Origin of the sequence: Mycobacterium sp. (assembly GCF_032161845.1) — a bacterium.
Classification (GTDB): Bacteria; Actinomycetota; Actinomycetes; order Mycobacteriales; family Mycobacteriaceae; genus Mycobacterium.
Genome location: NZ_JAVRQA010000072.1, coordinates 1 through 21609 on the forward strand (window position 1 = coordinate 1; position 21609 = coordinate 21609).

Here is a 21609-nt window from a genome sequence, read left to right on the forward strand (position 1 = left end):
ATCACCCATCGCAACGGTGCGTACTTCCAGGCGTTGCTGACCGGCCGCCCCACCACCGAGAACCACATCCTCAAGCAGTTGTCGTTCGAGGCGTCGTTCTACGACATGTTCCGCCAGCAGTTCCCCACCGTGACGGCGGTCGCGATCCCGCCGTCGGGCGGCGTCTACTTTCGCGTGGTCATCGCCATGCAGACGCGCTACTCCGGCGAGGCCCGCAGCGCGATCCTCGCGGCCATGGGTAGCAACTTGCGACCGAAGACAGTGATCGTCGTCGATCCCGACATCGACGTGCACGACTCCGAACAGGTCGAGTGGGCGATGGCCTTTCGCACGCAACCGGCGAAGGACGTGATCATCGTGGAGAACCTGCCAGGAGGTCCGCTGGATCCGACCGCCGACGAGTCGCTGCCCGCGGATCAGCGCACCGGATCGGCGATCGGAATCGACGCCACCTATCCCTACGGCACCGTAATCAGGAAAGTCGGCGACGTGTGCGGACCGGCGTTGGAGGAGCACGGCGGCCGGGTCGTCGAGGTGGCTGACGTACCGGGCTGGCGGGACTACGACTTTCCCGAACTCGATGCCAAGTAGGAGGCCACGTGCCCGATTTTGATACCCACCCCGGGTCCGCCCGCCCGACGATCGACCACGAGATCAACGTTGCCGCCACGCCCGAGAAGGTCTTCGCGGCGTTGACGACGCAGGACGGCGTCAAGGGCTGGCATGCGCTCAACGCCGAGGGCACCGGCGAGGTAGGCAGCGAGTGGGTGTTCCCGTTTGCCGACCACCCCGAATTCGGTTGGGCGGTCACCGCTTCGGACGCTACGAGCAAGGTCGTGTGGCGGTGCACCCGCGGGCCTGGCGATTCGGTAGGCACCACCGCGACGTTCACCGTCACGGCGACGTCAGACGGACGGACCCTCGTCGAACTGACTCACGCAGGCTGGCCGGGCACGCACGGTAACTTCCGCAAGTGCAACACCACCTGGGGCGTGCTCCTGCACCACCTTCGCGACTACGTCGAGACCGGCGACGCCGCACCGGCATTCGATTGAGGGGACACCACCGTGCCGCAGCAGAGCCTGAGCGACTTCGTCGCCGACATGGAGAAGGCGGGCTTGCTGGTCCGCGTCAAGGAGGAGAAGCGAGTCGATGAACTCCCGGCCGTCATGGAGGCCAATCCGCTGACCGCCGTGCTCGTCGAGAAGGTCACCGACTGCGAGTTCCAATTCTTGGCCAACGCCTATTCCAACCAGGACCAGACGGCGTGGGCCCTCGGTTGCGACAAGAGCGAGACGGGCCGTCGGATGGTCGAACTCGGCAAGGGACGCATCAAGCCGGAGATCGTCGACACGGCCCCCTGCAAGGAGGTCATCCTCACTGGCGACGACGTCGACCTGACCCGCCTGCCGCTGTTCCTTCACCACGACCGTGACGGCCACGCCTACACCAACGACAACCTCGTCGTCAGCAAACACCCAGACACCGGCGTCTATGACTGGGGCATCTACCGCAGCATGTTCCGTTCGAAGAACGAGAAGATGTTCGACATGACGTGCACCTCACATCGGGCGCGGCTGAATGCCCAAGCAGCACAGGCGAAAGGGCATAATCTCGAGCTCGCAATCGTGCTCGGTGGCCCACTGGTGGACAAGGTGGCCGCGTTGACGGGCGTGCCGCCGGGCACTGACGACTTCGAGGTACTCGGCAACTTCTACGGCCACCCAGCGAAGTTGGTGAAGTGCGAGACCATCGACCTCCTGGTGCCGGCCAACGCCGAGATCGTGATCGAGTGCGAGCTGATGGCGACCGAGGGCCTGACACACGACGAGGGACCATACGGCGAGTTCACCGGGATGTACGGCGGCGGAATCAAGTCGAACTTCCGCGCCGTCGTCAAGGCGATGACCTTCCGCAAGGGCGGCATCTTCCAGCACGCCACGATCGGCGGCCTGCACCCCTGGTACACCGACAACATGTTGCAACTGCCGATGATCGAGTCCGATCTGTACGGCGGCCTCGCGATGGCAGGCATCGACGTGAAGGAGGTCCGCGCTCCGCTCGGGGGGCTGTCCAACATCGCCTACGCGAAGATCAACACCCGCGGGGCGGGGGATTCGAAGCAGGCGCTCGGCGTGATGCTGACGTGCTCGAAGCAGGGTCTCCCGAAGATCGCCATGGTCTTCGACGAGGACGTCGACATCTGGGACGACAACGCGGTGCAGTTCGCGATGGCGTTCCGGTACATGCCCCACCTGGACACTGTCACCATCCCGAACGGCAACACGATGACGGTCGACCCCATGATCGCCGAGGACGCGTCGCCGGGGACTGCGTCGAAGATCGGCTTGGACTGCACCATCCCCATCAGTCCCAAGTTCAAGCCGTCGCACTTCGACCGCAGCACCGTCTTCGAGCTCGGCGATCCACCACCGGACGTCGTGGTGCTGTCGGAGGAGGAGTTGACGGCGGAGATGGCCGCACTCATCCGCGAGGCTCCGCGTACCTGGAAGGAAATCCTTCAGCACTTCATCGGCCAGCCGTACCGCACCGTGTACGGGGCCTTCAGCAATCTTCGGCACCAACTCGGGCGCTGCGACGACGAGCCGTGGTACCGCTACACGTTCTCCGACACCGACTTTGCGGTCCCTGCGCCGGAATCCGAGCCATCCAACTTCGACCCGAGACACCGGGACTGAGACACGCGTATTTGAAAGTTCTTGCTGCCGAACGCGTTTACGGGCATCGACGGGGGCGTCAATGACGCAGATCACGTTGGGTCCGCGGATGCGATCGGCAACCTTCGGCAACGGATTGCGTCGGGTTGCTCACCAACGTGGCATTCGGCGGCTCTGCTGTGGTTAGGATCGATGCCCGTAGTACGCGTGTCATCCGAGCGAATCGGCCCCTGTTCATTGAACTTCGGGTTACTGTCTCGGGTGGCTTGGCAATCAACACTGGAGGGCATGAATGAGCGCCTATCAGACCGTTTTGGTCGGCACTGACGGTTCGGATTCATCGCTACGTGCGGTAGATCGGGCCGCCCAGATCGCCGCGGGAGCGGGCGCAAAGCTGATCGTGGCGACGGCGTACTTCCCCCAGAGCGAGGACGCCAGGGCTGCCGACGTCCTCAAGGACGAGGGCTACAAGATGGCGGGCAACGCTCCCATCTACGCAATCCTCCGCGAGGCGAAGGAACGTGCCCACACGGCGGGAGCCAAGGACGTCGAGGAGAAGGCCATCGTCGGCGCTCCGGTCGACGCCCTCGTCGATCTGGCTGAAGAGATCAAGGCCGACCTTCTGGTGGTCGGCAACGTCGGCTTGAGCACGATCGCCGGTCGACTCCTCGGCTCGGTGCCAGCCAACGTCGCGCGTCGGTCGAAGTCCGACGTCCTGATCGTTCACACCTCCTGACGTTCGGGGCTACCAGCCCCTGGACCCCGGAATGCCCTTGAACGGGCCCTTCACCCAACTGGTGATCCAGCCGCCGTAGAAGCCACCCGGCTGCGGTTCGACCGTCTCGCCGTTGACCGTGCAGCGGTCGACCTGTGCCGCCATCACGGCGATCGCGCCGGTGATCTGTTCGAACCCTGGCGCGGGGTCGAGGTAGGTCCACCCCGCCCGTTCAGCGACGCGCGCCTCGGTCACCAGGTCGTAATAGGACGCCACGCCCTTCCACTCGCACCACGATGACCCCGTCGCCGCGCGGAGCGCGCCCTCGCCGAACGCGGCGGGCGGGAGGTAGTAGGTCGGCGGATGGCTGGTCTCGAGCACCCGCCAGGCGCGGTCGGTCCGGGCGATCGTCTGGCTGCCCAGTTCGATCGTGATCGAGCCGTCGAACGTCTCCAGCCTCGGCGGTCGTGGGTAGTCCCACACCGATTCCTGGCCGGGGCCCGCTTTGTCCGGCTTGGGCCACGGCAATGTCACCAGCCGCGCTCGCGCCACTCCGCGAGGTGTGGCCGTTCGGCGCCGAGCGTGGTGTCGTCGCCGTGACCGGGATAGACGACGGTCGAGTCGGGGTAGACGTCGAAAAGGCGCTCGGAGACGTCGCCGAGCAACCTCTCGAAGTCGCCGTCGCGCCAGGTCTTGCCGACGCCACCGGGAAAGAGGCAGTCGCCGGTGAACAGCTGCACGGCGTCGCCGGCCGCGGGGCCGCTGAGCGCCAGTGCGACGGAGCCCTCGGTGTGGCCCTTGAGGTGGATCACGTCGAACGTCAACGTGCCGATCTCGATGGTGTCGCCGTTGGCGAGGATGCGGTCGGGCGGCACGGGCAGCGGCTCGGCGTCGAGCCGGTGCGCGGCGGTCGGGGCGCCAGTGGCCTTGACCACGTCCTCGAGCGCCTGCCAGTGATCGCCGTGCTGGTGGCTCGTCACGATCAGCGTCAACGTCGGGGCGTAGCGCTCGACCAGGTCGAGCAAGGTCGGGGCATCGTTGGCGGCGTCGATGAGTAGCGTCTCGCCAGATTGGGAACACGTGATCAGGTAGGCGTTGTTGTCCATGGGGCCGACGGACGCCTTCACGATGGTCGCCCCGGGCAGGGTCCGGCGTGCGGCCGAGCCAGACTCGACGTGGCCCGTGTAGTTGTCGTCGACGAAGGTTTTCTGACCACTCATGACTGCCACGGTACGGGGCCTTGCGGAGGCTTGGCTCGGGACTTGGCTGGGACTTGTCGGGGGGTGGACATAACATGAGCGCGGACCGCTTCGTGCGGGTTGGGGAGCGCGATCGTCCGCAGGATTCGAGCGAGAGAGATATCAGTTGGCTGACCGCCTGATCGTCAAGGGTGCGCGCGAGCACAACCTGCGAAACGTCGATGTAGATCTGCCGCGAGACTCGTTGATCGTCTTCACCGGGCTGTCCGGCTCCGGCAAGTCGTCGCTGGCCTTCGACACGATCTTCGCCGAGGGGCAGCGCCGGTACGTGGAGTCGCTGTCGGCCTATGCCCGGCAGTTCCTCGGCCAGATGGACAAGCCCGACGTCGACTTCATCGAGGGACTCTCGCCCGCGGTGTCGATCGACCAGAAGTCCACCAACCGCAACCCCCGCTCGACCGTGGGCACCATCACCGAGGTGTACGACTATCTGCGGCTGCTCTACGCCCGCGCGGGCACCGCACACTGCCCGGTCTGCGGTGAGCGCATCGCCAGGCAGACGCCTCAGCAGATCGTCGACCAGGTACTGGCGATGGAGGAGGGCATTCGGTTCCAGGTCCTGGCTCCGGTCGTGCGGACCCGCAAGGGCGAGTTCGTCGACCTGTTCGAGAAGCTCAACTCACAGGGCTACAGCCGGGTTCGCGTCGACGGGGTCGTGCACACCCTCACCGATCCGCCCAAGCTCAAGAAGCAGGAGAAGCACGACATCGAGGTGGTGGTCGATCGCCTCAGCGTCAAGGCCAGCTCGAAACAGCGCCTCACCGATTCGGTCGAGACCGCGCTCGGCCTCGCCGACGGCATCGTCGTGCTCGAGTTCGTCGACGAGGACGAGCACGCCGCGCATCGCGAACAGCGGTTCTCCGAGAAGCTCGCATGCCCCAACGGACATGCCCTGGCGGTGGACGATCTCGAGCCGCGGTCGTTCTCGTTCAACTCGCCCTACGGTGCCTGCCCCGAGTGCACGGGGCTGGGCATACGCAAGGAGGTCGACCCCGAACTGGTGGTGCCCGACCCCGACCTGACCCTGGCCGAGGGTGCCATCGCGCCATGGGCGATGGGTCACACCGCGGACTACTTCACCCGGATGCTCGAGGGTCTCGGCGAGAGTTTGGGATTCGACGTCGACACCCCGTGGCGCAAGCTTCCGGCCAAGGCGCGCAAGAGCATCCTCGAGGGTTGCGACGAGCAGGTCCACGTCCGGTACAAGAACCGTTACGGCCGCACCCGTTCGTATTACGCCGACTTCGAGGGCGTGATGGCGTTCCTGCACCGCCGCATGGAACAGACCGAGTCCGAACAGATGAAGGAACGGTACGACGGCTTCATGCGGGACGTGCCGTGCCCGGTCTGCGAGGGCACCCGGCTCAAGCCGGAGATCCTGGCCGTCACGCTCTCGGCGGCAGCCGACGCGAAGTCCATCGCTGAGGTTTGTGAGCTGTCGATCGCCGACTGTTCGAAGTTCCTCAACGCGCTCACCCTCGGCGTGCGCGAGCACGCCATCGCCGGACAGGTGCTCAAGGAGGTGCAGTCGCGGCTGGGCTTCCTGCTCGACGTCGGTCTGGACTATCTGACGCTGTCCCGGGCCGCGGGCACGCTCTCCGGTGGAGAGGCGCAACGCATTCGGCTCGCCACGCAGATCGGCTCCGGGCTGGCTGGCGTGCTGTACGTCCTCGACGAGCCGTCCATCGGGCTGCACCAGCGCGACAACCGGCGACTGATCGACACCCTGGTCCGACTCCGCGACCTCGGCAACACACTGATCGTCGTCGAGCACGATCTCGACACCATCGCGCATGCCGACTGGGTCGTCGACATCGGACCCGCGGCAGGCGAGCATGGTGGCCACATCGTGCACAGTGGCACCTATGCGGATCTGCTGACCAATCCCGAATCCATCACCGGCGCTTACCTTTCCGGCAAGGAAAGCATCGAGGTGCCGGCGATCCGCCGTCCGATCGACCGCAAACGACAGCTGACGGTCGTCGGCGCGCGCGAGAACAACCTGCGCGAGATCGACGTGTCCTTCCCGCTCGGCGTGCTGACGTCGGTCACCGGCGTCTCGGGGTCGGGCAAGTCCACCCTCGTCAACGACATCCTGGCGTCGGTCCTGGCCAACAAGCTCAACGGCGCACGTCAGGTGCCCGGTCGTCACCTGCGGATCAACGGCGTCGACCAGCTCGACAAGTTGGTGCGGGTTGACCAGTCCCCGATCGGCCGCACCCCGCGGTCGAACCCGGCCACCTACACGGGTGTCTTCGACAAGATCCGGACGCTGTTCGCCGCCACCACCGAGGCCAAGGTGCGCGGTTATCAACCGGGACGGTTCTCGTTCAACGTCAAGGGCGGTCGCTGCGAGGCGTGCTCCGGCGACGGCACCATCAAGATCGAGATGAACTTCCTTCCCGACGTCTACGTGCCGTGCGAGGTCTGCCACGGTGCCAGGTACAACCGCGAGACGCTCGAGGTGCACTACAAGGGCAAGACCATCTCCGAGGTCCTCGACATGTCGATCGAGGAGGCGACCGGGTTCTTCGAGCCGATTACCTCGATCCACCGGTATCTGAAGACCCTCGTCGACGTCGGTCTCGGATACGTGCGACTGGGTCAGCCCGCGCCGACGCTGTCCGGCGGTGAGGCGCAGCGCGTGAAACTGGCCGCCGAACTTCAGAAGCGGTCGACGGGACGCACGGTATACGTGCTCGACGAGCCGACGACCGGCCTGCACTTCGAGGACATCCGCAAGCTGCTCAAGGTCATCAACGGCCTGGTCGACAAGGGCAACACCGTCATCGTCATCGAGCACAACCTCGACGTCATCAAGACCTCGGATTGGATTGTCGACATGGGACCCGAGGGCGGTGGCGGTGGCGGAACGGTCGTCGCGCAGGGCACCCCGGAGGACGTGGCCGCCGTCGCGGAGAGCTACACCGGTCAGTTCCTGGCCGAGATGTTGCCGCCCCCAGCACGCGCGAGGAAGCGGCGCAAGGTCTCCTAGCCGGGGCCGGACTTGGAGAGCGGAGACGGGAACCGGGCGGCCACCCGCACCCCGTCGAGCCAGTCGGTGAGCTCTTTTGCCTTGCGCGCCAACGCCTTCGATGCCTTGGCGTCGACCTCTTCGATCAGTTGCACCGCGACTCGGCCGTCGGCGTCTTGAGCCCAGCCGCCGACGATTCGACCGTCGCACCATGCCGTCGGCCCGCCGTTGCCATTGCGGTCGAATACCTGAGCCTTGTGCTGGCCGAGATACCAGTCCCTGTCCTGCCAACCCATCGTCGTGACGTCGAGGCCGGGCAGCAGGGCGCACCACCGTTCGCACGCGGGCTCGGGTTCCAGATCGGCGGGCAGCACGTACCCAGGCGTTCCATCCATGTCCACCTCGACGGCACCCACGTCACGGAGACCCTCCCGTGCCCACGTCAGGGTGTGGCCGAAGTACCACTTCACGTCGTTCACTCCGGCCGGTCCGAACGTCCGAAGATACGTCCCGATCAGACTCGCCCGCGCGGCGTCGTGCCGCATCGGGTCTTGCGCCTCGAGCCACTGCCCGGTCGAGGTCCACTTCGGGCGCGACGTCGTCCAGCCGCCTTCGTTCGGTCCGCGGACCAGGTGACCCTCGACGCCAAGCACCGTCAGCACCCGCGGTGAGATGGGACCCGCTCCGCCCCAGGTCTTCCCTGGGGCCGGGTCGTAGTTGCCCGCCAGTTGGGGGAGCGCAGCTCGCAGTTCTCTCGCGCTGGCGTGGCCGTGTTCCTCGAGATGGGCGCGGACCGCTGTCGACGCATCGTCGAGCCAGGTGTCGCCGTCGACGGCGATCCCTGCCTTCACCACGTCGGCGACGAGCTTCCTGCGCTCGTTAGCGGCCACCCGGTCGCTGGCCGCGGCCTGCACGGCGGGGAGGTCTGCGGTGCTGAACACCCACAGGGTGCGTCTCATGGCGAGGTGCTTGACCACCGTCCGGTCCTCGTACAGCGCGGCATCGAGGTCGGCGACGCAAAACCCGGCGCTACGCGCCCACAGCGAAAGGTAGGGGGTGGCGGGGTCGGTGGCGTGTAGGCCCACGAAGGCGCTGGCAACGTCGGCGACGGGACGATCGGTGGGTTCGACAAGGAAGTGGCGTCGCGCCAGCCGCGTCCGCCGCTCGTCGGCGGTGAAGGAACGCACCAGTCAGGACTTGTCTTCGTCGTCCCGCATCGACGCCCTGATCTGCTCGAGGCGCTCATGGGCGGCGCGCTGCCTGGCCTCGTACTGCTCCTCGACGTCACGCCCCTCAGGGGTCTCCGACGCCAGCTCGGATGACCCGATCGCGGTGCCGTACCTGGTCTCGATCTTCTCCCTGACCGCGTCGAAGGTCGGCACGCCACCCGGGGTGTACCCGGTGTCCTCAGGCGTCACGGGAACGGGGTCGGGCACGACCTCGGCGTCGATGATCTCGTCGGGATCCGGCACACCTGAGTCGACCACGCTGCCACCGTACTCCCGCCGATTGTTGGGATCGGTAGCGATTCGGCCCGCCTGTACTTGGGTCACGACGACGCCATCGGGGCGGAGCGAATGAAGGGAACCGAAGACATGAAGAAGATCGTGACGGCAGGCATCGGCATCGCGGCAGCCGCACTCGTTCTGGTCGGTTGCTCCGACGACAAGGGTTCGACCCCGGCCTCCAGCACCCCTGCCGCAAGCGGTAGCAGCAGCACCCAGGTCAGCACCGGCGGCAACAGCGAGGTCAAGGTCGAGGGCCAGGATCTGGCCGGCCTGGATCTGAGCTCGGTGACCTGCGTCAAGGCCGGCGGCAAGATCAACGTCGCCAGCGGCGCGGTCGGCGGCCAGCAGGGTGTGGCCGTGGTGATGGCCGACGCAACACCCCCGACCGTGGAGTCGTTGGGCCTGGTCGTGGACGGCAACGCGCTCGCCGTCGCTCAGATGGGCGGCATGAAGACCGGCTCGGCGGACGTGGCGGTCGACGGCAGCACCTACACCATCACCGGTGAAGCACAGGGCGCCGACATGAAGAACCCGATGGCGGGCATGCTCACGAAGAAGTTCGAGATCAAGGTGACCTGCAACTGATAGGTCACCCCGCGGGGAGTGGCGGACGTGCACGACACGTCCGCCGCTTTCGCCATTTCCGACTTCCACACCTCGGGTCCGTGGCGACTTATGATGCAGCCGTGTCGATTCCCGGGGAGCTGGAGCGGGCCCGTCACTTGGCCCTGGCCTCCGATGAGACGACGGCCAAGGAGCTGCTGCTGTCCCTGATGCCGCAGATCGAGGCCGCTGACCGGGATGACTGGATGCTCGAGGCGCTGGCTCAGCTCGGGGAGCTCTACCTCGTCAGGACGGCCTATGACGGCGTGCGCGAGGGCGCCTTGCGCATCCGCGAGTGCCTCGCCATCTACTCGTCGATTCTGGCGGGCACCGCATCGCCAGACGTGGTCGAGAAGTCGACCATGACGACCACCGAGGCGCGCCACCTGATTCGCCGGTACGGGCGACGGGCAGGCTTCCTCGAGACGGGACTTGCCGCTGCCGTCGGCGACCACGAGGGCGCAGCCGTCGCGCTCAGCGCGCTCGACGACGGGAACGACGACTTCGCCGACCTCGCCACCGAACACGCCTACCTGCTGACCTACGCGCGGATCGTCTGCGCCGAGGCCCTGTGCGACGACGACCTGCACGTGCGATCGGTATCCCTGTGGGACCGCGTGCTCCAGCACATCGAGATATCAACGGACAGTGGTGAATCGGCTGACAATCTGCGGGTGCTCGGCGGTATCGGGTACGCCAGGTTCTGCATCGAGACCGGTCGACTCGACCAGGCCGCACCCTGGTTGCGGCGAGTCGAGGCGAGAGCCGAGGCGCGGGGCTGGGAGCTGGCCACGGCGCGAGCGCAATTGGAACGCGGCGCCGCCAGCTGGTCCGCAGGCGACCGGGTGAGCACCGAAGCGCGGATGTATGAGGCCTATCCGGTGATCGCCCGCTACGCCCGCGCCAACGACGTCTCCCGGTGCTGGCTGTTCTTCGGCTTGACCAGGATGTCGGCCGGTGGACTCAAGGTCGCCGACGAGTGCTGGGAGAACGCCGAGAGGCATTGGCGCGAGCTCGGAAAGCCGTTTCACATCCACCGGATTCTTCTGCAGCGCAGCTGGATCGCCATCTTCCGCGGCCGCTACGCAGAGGCCGTCGACATGGTGGCGCAGGCGCGCGAGTGTCTCGACTCATCGCCCCGCAGCAGCTGGCTGGCCTATGCCAGGCTCGACGACCACCTCGGCAATGTCTGGCGGGCCGAGGCGCTTGCCGACCTCGGCTTCGACGGGGCGGGCGACCCCGACGAGGATTGGGAGGCCGTCGAGGCCAGGTACCAGGCGGGGTCGGGGACCGTCAGGGCCGAGTCGGGCACCGAGCGCCATCGCGCGGCGATGGAGAAGCTGGAGCGCGCCGCCGAACTCAAGGTCCCCGCGTCGTTGGCGGTCGATTCGGTGCGGTATTCGGTCGCCGACGCCGAGGCGCGGGCACAGTGGGCGACGTGTGTGTCGGCGCCGCTGCTGGCCGGCGCCTTCGCCGTCGCGTCGGATTGGGAGAACTCCGACCTCGTCAGCCAGTTGGTCGAATACCACAGTGCCCGAGGAACATTCAGCGCCGAGCGGGCAGACACCGCAGCGATGGAGTGGTCGAGTGTCGCCACCGCGGCGGCGCCGATCACCGACGTCGACGAGCTGGCCCTGGTCGCCGCGGGACCGCCGATCACCGACGGCACCGGACTGACGCGGCTCGGCCCGCTGCCTCCGTTGCGGATGGACCCGACCACGGGGCCGGTGCTTGACCGCTATCGGGAGTTGGCGCGGCAACGGTACGGCCAATGTGTCACCGCGGCCGAATCGGTGTGGGAGACGTGGGAGACAGGGTCCTGAGCACTCTCATCCTGCGGTTCGCCGACGTCGGTGTGGCCACCTACGCCAGCCTGAGGGTGGTCGGGGATCCGTCCCGGACGGTGACCTGGGTGATCCAGGGACCGCAAATCCGGGACGGGCTCGACGAGCTTTCCGGCGCGCTGCCGGAGCCGATGCCGGGGGAGTCCGTCGCCGATGCGGTGGCCAGAGCGCTGACGGCCGGGCCGTTCGCCGGCCAGGCCACCGAACTGGCGCTCGCGCAGCGGCTCGGGACGGTACTCATCTCGGAACGCGGGTGGCAGCTGCTGGTCGACTGCGTGGCCGCGCCGCGGGCCGCGCTCTTCATCTCGCCAAGTGCCAGATTGGGGCGCGTGCCGTGGGGGCTGCTCGCGATGCCCGCCACGTCCGATGCCGATGCGCACCGGCTGGTCGAGCTGGTCGACGTGCTGATGGCCGTTCCGCCGAACATCGTGAACGCGCCACGACCGCGGACGGCGTGGGCCGAGCGGCGCCACGCGCTGCCCCTGCTGATCCTCGATCCGCGCGTGCCTGGCCAACGGGCCGACTCGGCGTTGGGCTCCGTCCTCGGTCGACCGTCACCGGACACGCGGCTGGCGAAGCACTTCGCCGATGACGTCGCGCAGCAGCGGGTGCTGCCCGTCGTGTCCGCGGCGACCGAGCTGTTCCGCCGCACGGACGCCGACCGCGACTGGCTGGCTACCATGCTGGCAGAGAATCCGCGTCGCCTCCTCTACGTCGGTCATGCCAGCGCTGCCGAGGACCATTCGGGTCGCGCGGACCGGGCGGCGTTGCATCTGGCGGAGGAGGGCCCGCTCACAGCGGCGGCCATCATGTCCCGCCGGATGCCGATGCCGCCACGGGTGGCGCTGATCGCCTGCGCGTCCGGTGGCGACTATCGCTTCGACGAGGCGACGGGGCTGGTCGCGGCGATGGTTCTGTGTGGTGCGCAATTGGTGACGGCCACGCTGTGGTCACTGCCAACGACGGCAGGCTACCGGCAGTTCACCGGCGATACGGCCGACCCAATGGGCGACCTCGTCGTTGCCGTGGATGACGCTCACGACGACGACGAGGGTGGTTGTGCGGTGAATCGGTGGCAACGGGATCGCCTGCGGCGGTGGAGCTCCGGCGATTCGACCGCTAGTCCGCTGTACTGGGCAGCGCTCGCGACGTTCGCGGTCGACGGTGCCCGTTGACCGGTCAGCCGGGCGGCACGGAGACGGCGACCGAGGACTCGTCGCCACTGCGGTAGTACGCATCGATCACGGAGCCGGGGGCGACCTTGGTCAGCGCCGACTCGGGCACCAGCGCGGTCTCGTGGGCCGGAAACTGTCCGCCCACGATTCTGCGGACCATGAGGTCGAGTTCGACCTCCCGGTAGTCCTCGCGGGCGGCGCCCGTCGTCCTCATCGCGGTGACGATGCCGCGCGACTTGGTGCCGTTTCTGATCAGGTCCAGCTGTGCGGGCGTCACCAGTCCCTTGCCGACGAGCATCTGGTCGAAGGCGGTGCGCACCGCGGCCATGTCGTCGGCGAGCGAAAGTCGTTCGCGTTCGGACGGATCGAAGGTCACCAGGAGCAGAACGCCGGGTTGCAGGTCGCCGAGCGGTGTCTCGCCGGCGTGCTGGCGCAGCCTGCCAACGAAGTGCTGGCCGGAGGCGCTCTCCACGTCCAGGGTGACCAGGCCGTCGACGGCGCGGACGGTGCCGATTCCGATGCCGATGGGTTGGCGGGGACGGGGAAGTTCGGACGGTGCGCGGATGGCACGGGACAGGTGTGCGCACAGGATGGCCCCGAGCGCGGCGGAGATCAGGAAAACGATGGTGGCAAGCACGACGTCGGACATGCCATCAGGGTCCCTGGTGCCGTCCGCTACCGAACCCAACTTTTCTGTGCGGCGTTTTTCGAGGTACCGCCTATCCTGAGCGGATGACCACGGCTCGGCGCCTGGTGGCCGACGTCGCCACCCGAGAGGCACCAATGCTGCCGCGACGCGCGGTGATCGACGATGCGTGGCGCGCGATCGGACCAGGAGTCGAGATCCTGAGTGGCACCGACGGCGCCCCGCTGCGGCGCACGATCAAGCGGATCCTCGACCCGCTGGTGTTTCGACTTCGCGCCAACCCGCAATTCTCGGCTCCCGTCGTCAGACCCGAGACGGGCGCGGCGATGCGCAGCCTCATCGTCGGCAATGCGCCCCAATTGCGTTCGGCCGCTGCTTGGTTCGCGGTTCTGAAACTCGAGCGGCGCCGACTTCGCATCACCGCGGGCAACGCCCAGGAGCTCTACTTCCCGGTGTGCTACGAGCTCGCGGTAACCAGGGGTGCACCGGCACCCGGCGATCGCGAAACCGCCGAATCGGTGCTGCGTGACGTGCACGACGACCGCGATCGCACCGGTATCGAGGTTCTCAACCGGTACGTCGACGGGGAGCAGGTGGTGGCGCAACTGGCGCGCCAACTCGACTGCAGTTGGCGCGACGTTCGTCCGGGGACCACCATCGCGGGGCCGTTCCTGGCAGGGCTTACGACGGTGCTCGGCGCTGCCGCGGGACACAATGCCGAGATGGCGCGGCAGCGGGTGTGGTCGGCACTCATCGCCGACGCAACGCCGTACAACTTCGGCGCAAGGGCCCGTCTCGAGGTCGCCGATCTGCCGTGGTCGATCGTGGACATCGGGCTGAGTTCCGTCGCCCCGCAGCCCCCTCCACCCGTGACGTCGGCTCCGGATGGGGAGCTGCCACTGAACCGCAGCGTCGTCGACCGGGTGAGGGCCACGTTGCGCCGCGTGCTGGACCGTGACGAACTGCCCGACATCCCGCTGCTCTGCGCCGAGGAGGTCGACCGGGCGTGCGCGCCATGGGGTCTGCTCGCCGAGGACAAGCAGGCGACGCTGGTCGCCGGGATCGAGATCGCGGTCGATCTCGCCCCGCTCACTGACGACACCCCTACCCGCTACGCACTGTCGGGCGGCATCCAGGCCCGGCTGCGCAAGGAGGCCTACGTACTTCACGCCCGTCGCTACCTGGTCGACGGCGGACCGATTCATCCCCGTCAGCGCCAGGTGATCGACGACCTCTCGGCTTTCGAACGGCCCTATCTCAGAAGGCTGTGGGCCCGCCTGCACGGACGCGACGTATGGCAGGAAGCCTGCGACGACGTCGACGACCTGCGGGCGCTGCTCGAGGGCGTCGCTCGATCAGTCAGCCTCGATCACCGCCAGCGCATCAAGTCGATGCTGGAACTTCAGCCCTACGAGGTGGCCCAGTGAAGCTAGTGGCCGACTCGGGCGTCTTGATAGCGGGGCCTCCCGTCGCGGGTCCGCCCGCGGTGGCCGTGCTCGAGATCAGCGGCGCGGTGCTGGAGTGGACGGTCGACGACCCGGCGGGCGCAGCCGCGACCAGGATGACGGTGACCGACGTCGTTGCCGCCGATTGGCTATGGCGCGTCGTCGGACCGACGGGCCACGCCGCGATCGTGTCCGGAGCCGACGTGGCCGACGTGGACCTGTTGCCCGAAGCGCTGGAACCGCTGCGGCGCCTCGCCATCGGGCACTGGCTGCGCCGGTGGTGGCCGGAGAGCAGTCGCGACGGGATCGTTCGCCTCGACCATGCGTTGCTCGACGGCGAGTTGGCCGTCCTTGTGAACGCAGCCCAGGAGTTCTTCACCGAGGACACCCTGGATTCCGACGTCGAAGGACTGCTCGCACCGCACCAGCTTGCGCTGGACGCGCTCGCCAGAGGTCGGGATCCCAGGGTCGTCGCGCTGGTCGGCGCATGCACCGAACTGGCCGAGGAAGTGGGTGCCTGGTCGGCCGAAATCGCTGTCCCACCAACCAATTCAGCCACCGGCCGCCGCGCCGACTACGCGCTGGCGGCCGGCCAGGATGGCGACCGCAGGCCGGGCGCCATCGCCCGTGGCGTCGGGTCGGTCGACTGGGTGGCCGTGCCGCCGGGGATGTTCGACGCGGCGGATCACACCATCGACTGGTCCGTCGAGGCCGCCGACTCATCGGTGTTCGCGACGGTGCGGGTCGCGCTGACCGGCGAAGCGCCCGCGCGCGGCATCGCTTGCCGGCTGACTTCCGGCCCGGTGAGCGCCACCGGTGTTCTCGACGCCAACGGGACGGCCGCGCTGACGCTGCTGAGCGGCGACGGCGGGGAGCTGACCGAAAACCAGGCGTGGGACCACGATTGGACGACGACCACCGTGATCATCGGACCCGATCGCACCGACACCGTCGAGGCAGCAGCGCTCCGGCAACGCCTTCGGGACTTCGCACACGCGCGGCTCGCACATCCGGGATCGGATGCGTTCCTCGCCGAGATCGTGGCCGCCGAGTCCGACTACTGAAGGTGCGAAGTCAACGGTGCCGGGCCGGGCAGCCCATGCACCGGGATTCCCGGCGTGCCGACCTGACCCGCCAGCCACGGCAACGCTGCCGCGAACGCACGGTCGGCGAACGGCCAGTCGTGCTTGCCCGGCTGCGCTACGACCGCGCACTTGATGCCGTTGACCGCGCCGAGGGCGCACAGTGAGTTGGCCGCTGCCGCCTGATCACTGACGTGCGCCGCGGCGTCCTTGCCGCCGAGACCGGTGCCGTTGGCGTTGACCGCGGTGACGACGGTTGGACCCATCGAGGGGCCGGAGCCGTTGATGGCGAACCACCCCGAAACCCCGTTGTACGGACCGTGTTTGGTGATCACGGTGGTCGGATCGAATGCGGCGTAGGCCGCGGCGTTCCCGCCGAAGAGTCGATCGATGGTCTGTTGCTTGGTGCCGGAGTTCGGCGCCAGGTCACCTGCGATGTCCTCGAACGTACTGAACATGTCCGGGTGCATTGCGGCCAGGTCCACCGCGCAGGTACCACCCATCGACCAGCCGACGAGACCCCAGTTCGCTCGATTGATGCTCACGCGATAGTTGGCCTCCATGAACGGCACGACGTCCTTGGTGAGGTGGTCTGCGGAGTTGCCGCGCGAGCCGTTGACGCATTCGGTGTCGTTGTTGAATGCGCCGCCGGTGTCCACGAAGACCAACACGGGGGCCTTGCCGCCGTTGGCCGCGGCGTAGTCGTCGACGGACTTGATCGCGTTGCCTGCGCGCAACCAGTCGCCGGGGGTGTTGAACTCGCCCCCGATCATCATCAACGTCGGCAGATGCGGGGCCGGGTTCGTCGCGAACCAGGCGGGCGGCAGGTACACCAGCTCGCCACGGTGTTTGAACCCCGACGCCGTCGATCCGATATTCACCGGGACCACGACACCCTTGGCGGGGATTTGATGCCTGGTCTGCATGGCCACGACCGTCGTCTGGTCGGCCTGATCGGGCAGCGGCCCTTCGCTGAGCTGATTCCAGGCGGTCTGGACGGTGGGGAAGTAGCCGACCCACAGATTCAGTGCCAGCGCCGCACACAGGAGGCACAGGGGCAGTCCCACGGCGGATGCTGCCCGGCGCCACCAGCCGGTGTTGCGCCAGCCGGCGACGAACACCACCGCAGCAACGCCGGTGCCGCTGATCCAAATCCACAGCAAGTTCGGAGCCGGGTCGTCCGATATGCCCTGGGAGGTGACGAACCAGTACGAGGCGGCGGCCACCGCGAGGCCGATCACCACCGCGATGGGCAGCCACACCAGGCGCCAACGACGGGTCCGCCAGCCGATCGCGGCCATGAGGACGACCACTGTGACGGCTTGAATCGTCAACGGCAACCAACCGTGCATCAACGAGAGGTGCTGTTGCCGAAAGTCTCCGGCGGCTGACCACAATGTCACGTCGACATCGTGGACGGCGTTGCTGACGGTTGGCTGTGAGCGCTCCTCAGCGCGGCTTGGCCAGCGGGAAGGGCAGCGTCTCTCGGATGCTTCGGCCGGTGATCAACATGACCACGCGGTCCACGCCCATTCCCAGGCCGCCCGTCGGCGGCATCGCGTACTCCATGGCCTGCAGGAAGTCCTCGTCGAGCTCCATGGCCTCAGGATCGCCGCCCGCCGCAAGCAAGGATTGTTCCTGAAGTCTGCGGCGTTGCTCGACCGGATCGGTCAGCTCGCTGTAGGCGGTCCCCAGCTCGACACCCCACGCCACCAGGTCCCATCGCTCCGCCACGCCTGGCAGGCTGCGGTGGGGCCGGGTCAGCGGCGATACCGACGTCGGGAAGTCCTTGTAGAAGGTCGGGTTCTCTGTTCGATCCTCGACGAGGTGTTCGTACATCTCGAGGACGACGGCGCCGGGGTCCCAGTGGGTCTGGTACGGGATCTTCGCGGCGTCGGCGAAGCGCCGCAGCGTCGTGAGGTCGGTGGCGGTGTCGACGTGTTCGCCGAGTGCCTCCGACACGGCGCCATGCACGGTCTTGACGGCCCACTCGCCGGAGATGTCGACGGGCTCGAGGGTTCCGTCCTCCCGTGGTCTCATGACGACGTGTGATCCGTTGGCGGCGAGTGCCGCGTTCTGGATCAGCTCACGGCAGCCGTCGATCCACACGTTGTAGTCGGCGTGCGCCTGGTACGCCTCCAGCAGGGTGAACTCGGGGTTGTGGCTGAAGTCAACCCCCTCGTTTCGGAACGCGCGGCCCAGTTCGAACACCCGCTCCACGCCGCCGACGCAGAGCCGCTTCAGGTAGAGCTCCGGAGCGATGCGCAGGTACAGCGCGAGGTCGTAGGCGTTGATGTGGGTGACGAACGGGCGGGCGTTCGCGCCGCCGTGGATCTGCTGCAGGATCGGGGTCTCGACTTCAAGGAAGTCCTTGGCGAACAACGTCTCTCGAATCGCGTGCAGGACGTGACTGCGAGCCCGGATCAGATCCCGGGATTCGGTGTTGATGGCCAGGTCGACGTAGCGGGTGCGGACCCGCGCCTCCTGATCGGTGAGGCCCTTCCACTTGTCGGGCAGCGGCCGAAGGCACTTGCCGATCAGCCGCCAACCATCCACCAGCAGGGACGGGGTGCCGGACTTGCTGGCGCCCATGCTGCCCGTCACCTCGACGAGGTCACCGAGGTCGATGGCGCTGGTGAAGTCGGTGGTGCTGCCCTCGCTCAGCCGCGAATTGTCGAACAGCAGTTGGACTTCGGCGGACCAGTCGCGAAGATCGGCGAAGAGCACCGAGCCGTAGTCCCGAAGACGAAGCACCCGACCGGAAACCGTCACGGCGCCGCCAGCGGTCTCGATCGCCTTGGCAATGGTATGGCTCGGGGCCTTGCCGACGGGGTAGGCGTCGATACCCTTGTCCTGCAATGCCTTCAGCTTCGCCATCCGCACCCTGACCTGCTCGGGCAGGCGGGGGACGACCTCGTCCGCCGCTGCTTCGAGGTCGAGTCCGGTGAGGTCGGGAGCGCTGCCGTCGTGGTGCAGTCTGCCGCTGTTCACCAGCGTGTCCGGCGCGGAAATATATTGCCCGGTGTGTTGTTTGGCACGTCGGCTGAACGGCAGCACCAGGAAGCCCTCGGCGATGACCGAGGCGATGCCGACGCGCGGAATCAGCCGGGCGTCTTCGTAGCAGGCGAAGCGCGGCACCCATTCGGGCATGTACTTCATGTTCGACCGGTACAGCGTCTCCAGTTGCCACCATCGCGAGAAGAACACCAGCAGGGCGCGCCACAGTCGGGCGATCGGGCCTGCCCCGAGCTGGGCACCCTCCTCGAACGCCGAGCGGAACATCGCGAAGTTCAGCGAGATCCGGTTGATGCCAATGCCTTCACCCTGCAGGCACAGCTCGCTGACCATCAGCTCGTTGGTGCCATTCGGCGACTGGGGCGATCGCCGCATCAGGTCGAGGGATGCGCCGTTGGTGCCCCATGGGACCAGGGACAGCATGGCCACCACGGCATCCGTTTGGTCGACCGCCTCGACCAGCATGCAGTCGCCGTCGGCGGGATCGCCGAGCCGGCCCAGCGCCATGGAGAATCCGCGCTCGGTCTCGGTGTCGCGCCAGTCGTCGGCCCGCTTGATGGCGTTGGCCATCTCTTCGGGGGACAGGTCGCGGTGACGGCGGATGCGTACCACGAGGCCGGCTCGCCGAGCGCGCGTAACGGCCTGGCGCACCGGCTTCATGTCGGGACCGGACAGCTTGAACTTGTCCGGATACAGAATCGCCTCGTCGCCGAGCTCGAGTGCGTTGAGTCCGGCCTCCCGGAATGCTTGTGCCGCAGCGGCACTCGCGCCCATCACGCCCGGCGCCCAGCCGTATGACTGGCACAGGGTCAGCCACGCCCCGATCGCGGCGGGCCAGGAGCGTGGGTCGCCGAGCGGATCACCGCTGGCAAGACAGACGCCGACCTCGACGCGATAGGTGATGGCGGCGCGGCCGTTCGGGGCGAACACCACCGACTTGTCCCGGCGGGTGGCGAAGTACCCGAGCGAATCGTTCTTGCCCCACAACTCGAGCATCCCGCGGATCGCGGACTCGTCCTCCCCGGTGAGCGCATTCTCGGCCCGCTGCGACTGGAACAGCACGATGGCCGCCACCATGAGTGCCAGCGCGCCGAACAGGCCGAGCAGCGCGTTGACGAAGACGTGGGGGTGGTGGCCGTCGAAGGCGTCGGCGTCGACACCGGCGAAGACGACGACGCGGTTGGCGGCATAGGGGAGGCGCTCGTCGCGGTCCAGAGAGCCGGGGAACATCTCCAGCAGGCCCCAGCCGATCATGATGCCGACGGCCATCCCTGCGGCCAGGGCGGCCGCCGCCTTGATCAGCGCGCCACGCCGGACCTTCGCCCAGAACTCCTTGCGGGCCAACACCAGGAAGGCGATCGCGGCGACGTGAAAGCCGAGCCCGATGACTTCGCCGACGTCCTCCATGACGGACTCGGGGCCGGAGAAGAGGTCACCGAGGTTCCAGCCGATCGCAGCGACCATGTACAGGACGAGGATCCACCACGCCACGCTCTTCCGTGCTGCCAGCGCGGCCGCCAGCAGAATGAGGACGAAGGCCCACGCGAAGCTGGTGTCGGGGAAGTTGAAGATGTAGTCGTTGACCCACTCGCGTGGCACCTTGATCAACCACCGCACCGCCGGCGAGATGCTGGCGCACAACGAGAGCGTCGCGATGATGCCGACGAGCCAGCCCGCGGCGGCGGGCACCCATCGGAAGGTCGACGTTCGATGCTGCTTGGGAGTAGTCAGCGTCATAGGCCGCGAGGATATTCGCTCCAGCCGCGAAATGGTTGGGAGTGCCGGCTACCAGACTGGGCCGGTGTACTTCTCGCCAGGGCCATGCCCGGGCTCGTCGGGGAAGGCGGAGGATTCGCGGAACGCCAACTGCAGTTGCTTCAAGCCGTCGCGGACCGGCCCGGCGTGCGGACCCAGATACTCAGCGGACGCCTTCACCAGCCCGGCCAGCGCCGTAATCAGCCTGCGCGCCTCGTCCAGATCTCGGTGCGGGGAATTGTCGGGATCGTCCTCCGAGAGTCCCAGCTTCTCGGCGGCGGCGCTCATCAGCATCACCGCCGCCCTGGTGATCACTTCGACGGCGGGAATCTCGGCCAGTTCACGGATGTTAGGAACATCGGTCATGGCTGCTAGACTGGCACGCGCGACCGTCCTGGCGTACGTCAGGACAGCAAGTGGAGTCCCGCTCCCACCGTTGACCAGCTAGGTCCAACGGTCCGGTCACAGACACCGACAGGTGTTTGTTCTGCGTTCCGCGCAGGCGACGCGAGTCGTGATCGGTCGGTATCGGGCCCTGTCATGTACAGGGCCTTTCTGCTCTATTGGGCAGGATGCTGATGGCGTGGCCTCCTCGAAGACTACATAGGAGGCCCCATCAGCACTGAGACCCGCATCAACGAGCGCATACGTGTACCCGAAGTCCGTTTGATCGGACCCAACGGTGAGCAGGTAGGCATCGTGCGCATCGAAGATGCACTCCGTGTCGCCGCGGATGCCGATCTCGACCTTGTCGAAGTTGCTCCGGCCGCCAAGCCGCCGGTGTGCAAGATCATGGACTACGGCAAGTTCAAGTACGAGACGGCACTCAAGGAGCGCGAGTCTCGCAAGAACCAGCAGCAGACCGTCGTCAAGGAACAGAAGCTGCGACCCAAGATCGACGACCACGACT

18 protein-coding genes and 1 pseudogene are annotated in these 21609 nt (G+C 67.2%); 11 read left to right on the forward strand and 8 right to left on the reverse strand.

Going from position 1 to position 21609, the window contains the following annotated elements; translation table 11 throughout:
• From QOD90_RS04360 to QOD90_RS04375, 4 genes and pseudogenes are all read left to right on the forward strand, one after another.
• A pseudogene (locus QOD90_RS04360) lies at nt 1–591 on the forward strand (hypothetical protein); the annotation flags it as partial.
• Between the two features lie 8 nt (nt 592–599).
• Complete coding sequence (locus QOD90_RS04365; RefSeq protein ID WP_526347036.1) at nt 600–1055, forward strand: SRPBCC family protein; 456 nt, start codon at nt 600–602, stop codon at nt 1053–1055.
• 12 nt (nt 1056–1067) lie between these two features.
• Nucleotides 1068–2699, forward strand: coding sequence for a UbiD family decarboxylase domain-containing protein (locus QOD90_RS04370; protein ID WP_526347038.1), 1632 nt, complete (start codon nt 1068–1070; stop codon nt 2697–2699).
• A gap of 271 nt (nt 2700–2970) precedes the next feature.
• The gene (locus QOD90_RS04375) at nt 2971–3414 is read left to right on the forward strand and encodes a universal stress protein (protein WP_526347040.1); all 444 of its coding nucleotides are present in this window, start codon (nt 2971–2973) and stop codon (nt 3412–3414) included.
• 9 nt (nt 3415–3423) lie between these two features.
• Here QOD90_RS04375 and QOD90_RS04380 read toward each other — a convergent pair whose 3' ends face one another.
• Nucleotides 3424–3921, reverse strand: coding sequence for a DUF427 domain-containing protein (locus tag QOD90_RS04380; RefSeq protein ID WP_526347062.1), 498 nt, complete (start codon nt 3919–3921; stop codon nt 3424–3426).
• A gap of 2 nt (nt 3922–3923) precedes the next feature.
• Complete coding sequence (locus tag QOD90_RS04385) at nt 3924–4613, reverse strand: MBL fold metallo-hydrolase (RefSeq protein WP_526347042.1); 690 nt, start codon at nt 4611–4613, stop codon at nt 3924–3926.
• 145 nt (nt 4614–4758) lie between these two features.
• Between QOD90_RS04385 and uvrA the strand changes: the two genes are divergently transcribed.
• A complete protein-coding gene (gene uvrA / locus QOD90_RS04390) occupies nt 4759–7647 on the forward strand; it encodes an excinuclease ABC subunit UvrA (protein ID WP_526347044.1) in 2889 nt (962 codons plus the stop codon).
• On the opposite strand, the gene QOD90_RS04395 is transcribed toward uvrA, so the two are convergent.
• Nucleotides 7644–8813, reverse strand: a complete 1170-nt coding sequence (locus tag QOD90_RS04395; RefSeq protein WP_526347046.1) for a DNA glycosylase AlkZ-like family protein — start codon at nt 8811–8813, stop codon at nt 7644–7646. The two genes, uvrA and QOD90_RS04395, sit on opposite strands and share 4 nt — an antisense overlap.
• Before the next feature lie 3 nt (nt 8814–8816).
• Entirely contained in the window at nt 8817–9098 is a 282-nt protein-coding gene (locus QOD90_RS04400) for a hypothetical protein (RefSeq protein WP_526347064.1), read from the reverse strand.
• Between the two features lie 123 nt (nt 9099–9221).
• Here QOD90_RS04400 and QOD90_RS04405 point away from each other — a divergent pair, with 123 nt between their 5' ends.
• The 3 genes from QOD90_RS04405 to QOD90_RS04415 all read left to right on the forward strand — a co-directional run bounded on the left by QOD90_RS04405 (nt 9222) and on the right by QOD90_RS04415 (nt 12756).
• Nucleotides 9222–9719, forward strand: a complete 498-nt coding sequence (locus QOD90_RS04405; protein ID WP_526347066.1) for a lipoprotein LpqH — start codon at nt 9222–9224, stop codon at nt 9717–9719.
• A 101-nt stretch (nt 9720–9820) separates the two neighbouring features.
• Entirely contained in the window at nt 9821–11560 is a 1740-nt protein-coding gene (locus QOD90_RS04410) for a hypothetical protein (protein ID WP_526347048.1), read from the forward strand.
• The gene (locus QOD90_RS04415; protein WP_526347050.1) at nt 11509–12756 is read left to right on the forward strand and encodes a CHAT domain-containing protein; all 1248 of its coding nucleotides are present in this window, start codon (nt 11509–11511) and stop codon (nt 12754–12756) included. Before QOD90_RS04410 ends, QOD90_RS04415 begins: the two co-directional genes overlap by 52 nt.
• Nucleotides 12757–12760: 4 nt before the next feature.
• On the opposite strand, the gene QOD90_RS04420 is transcribed toward QOD90_RS04415, so the two are convergent.
• Nucleotides 12761–13405 carry a hypothetical protein gene (locus QOD90_RS04420; RefSeq protein WP_526347052.1) on the reverse strand — a complete coding sequence of 215 codons (645 nt, stop codon included), beginning with the start codon at nt 13403–13405 and terminating at the stop codon, nt 12761–12763.
• Between the two features lie 83 nt (nt 13406–13488).
• Between QOD90_RS04420 and QOD90_RS04425 the strand changes: the two genes are divergently transcribed.
• Together QOD90_RS04425 and QOD90_RS04430 are read left to right on the forward strand one after the other, a co-directional pair.
• Nucleotides 13489–14829 (forward strand): hypothetical protein, encoded by a 1341-nt coding sequence (locus tag QOD90_RS04425; protein WP_526347054.1) that lies wholly within the window; start codon nt 13489–13491, stop codon nt 14827–14829.
• Nucleotides 14826–15911 (forward strand): hypothetical protein, encoded by a 1086-nt coding sequence (locus QOD90_RS04430; protein WP_526347056.1) that lies wholly within the window; start codon nt 14826–14828, stop codon nt 15909–15911. The genes QOD90_RS04425 and QOD90_RS04430 overlap by 4 nt, the downstream gene beginning before the upstream one ends.
• Here the strand turns inward: QOD90_RS04430 and QOD90_RS04435 are convergent.
• The 3 genes from QOD90_RS04435 to QOD90_RS04445 form a co-directional block, all read right to left on the reverse strand.
• The gene (locus QOD90_RS04435) at nt 15905–17281 is read right to left on the reverse strand and encodes an alpha/beta hydrolase (RefSeq protein ID WP_526347068.1); all 1377 of its coding nucleotides are present in this window, start codon (nt 17279–17281) and stop codon (nt 15905–15907) included. The genes QOD90_RS04430 and QOD90_RS04435 overlap by 7 nt on opposite strands.
• A 97-nt stretch (nt 17282–17378) precedes the next feature.
• Complete coding sequence (lysX, locus tag QOD90_RS04440; protein ID WP_526347058.1) at nt 17379–20681, reverse strand: bifunctional lysylphosphatidylglycerol synthetase/lysine--tRNA ligase LysX; 3303 nt, start codon at nt 20679–20681, stop codon at nt 17379–17381.
• Between the two features lie 48 nt (nt 20682–20729).
• Nucleotides 20730–21065, reverse strand: a complete 336-nt coding sequence (locus QOD90_RS04445; RefSeq protein ID WP_526347060.1) for a DUF1844 domain-containing protein — start codon at nt 21063–21065, stop codon at nt 20730–20732.
• 249 nt (nt 21066–21314) lie between these two features.
• Here QOD90_RS04445 and infC point away from each other — a divergent pair.
• On the forward strand, nt 21315–21609 hold a 295-nt coding region (infC, locus tag QOD90_RS04450), incomplete at its 3' end, for a translation initiation factor IF-3 (RefSeq protein ID WP_526347070.1).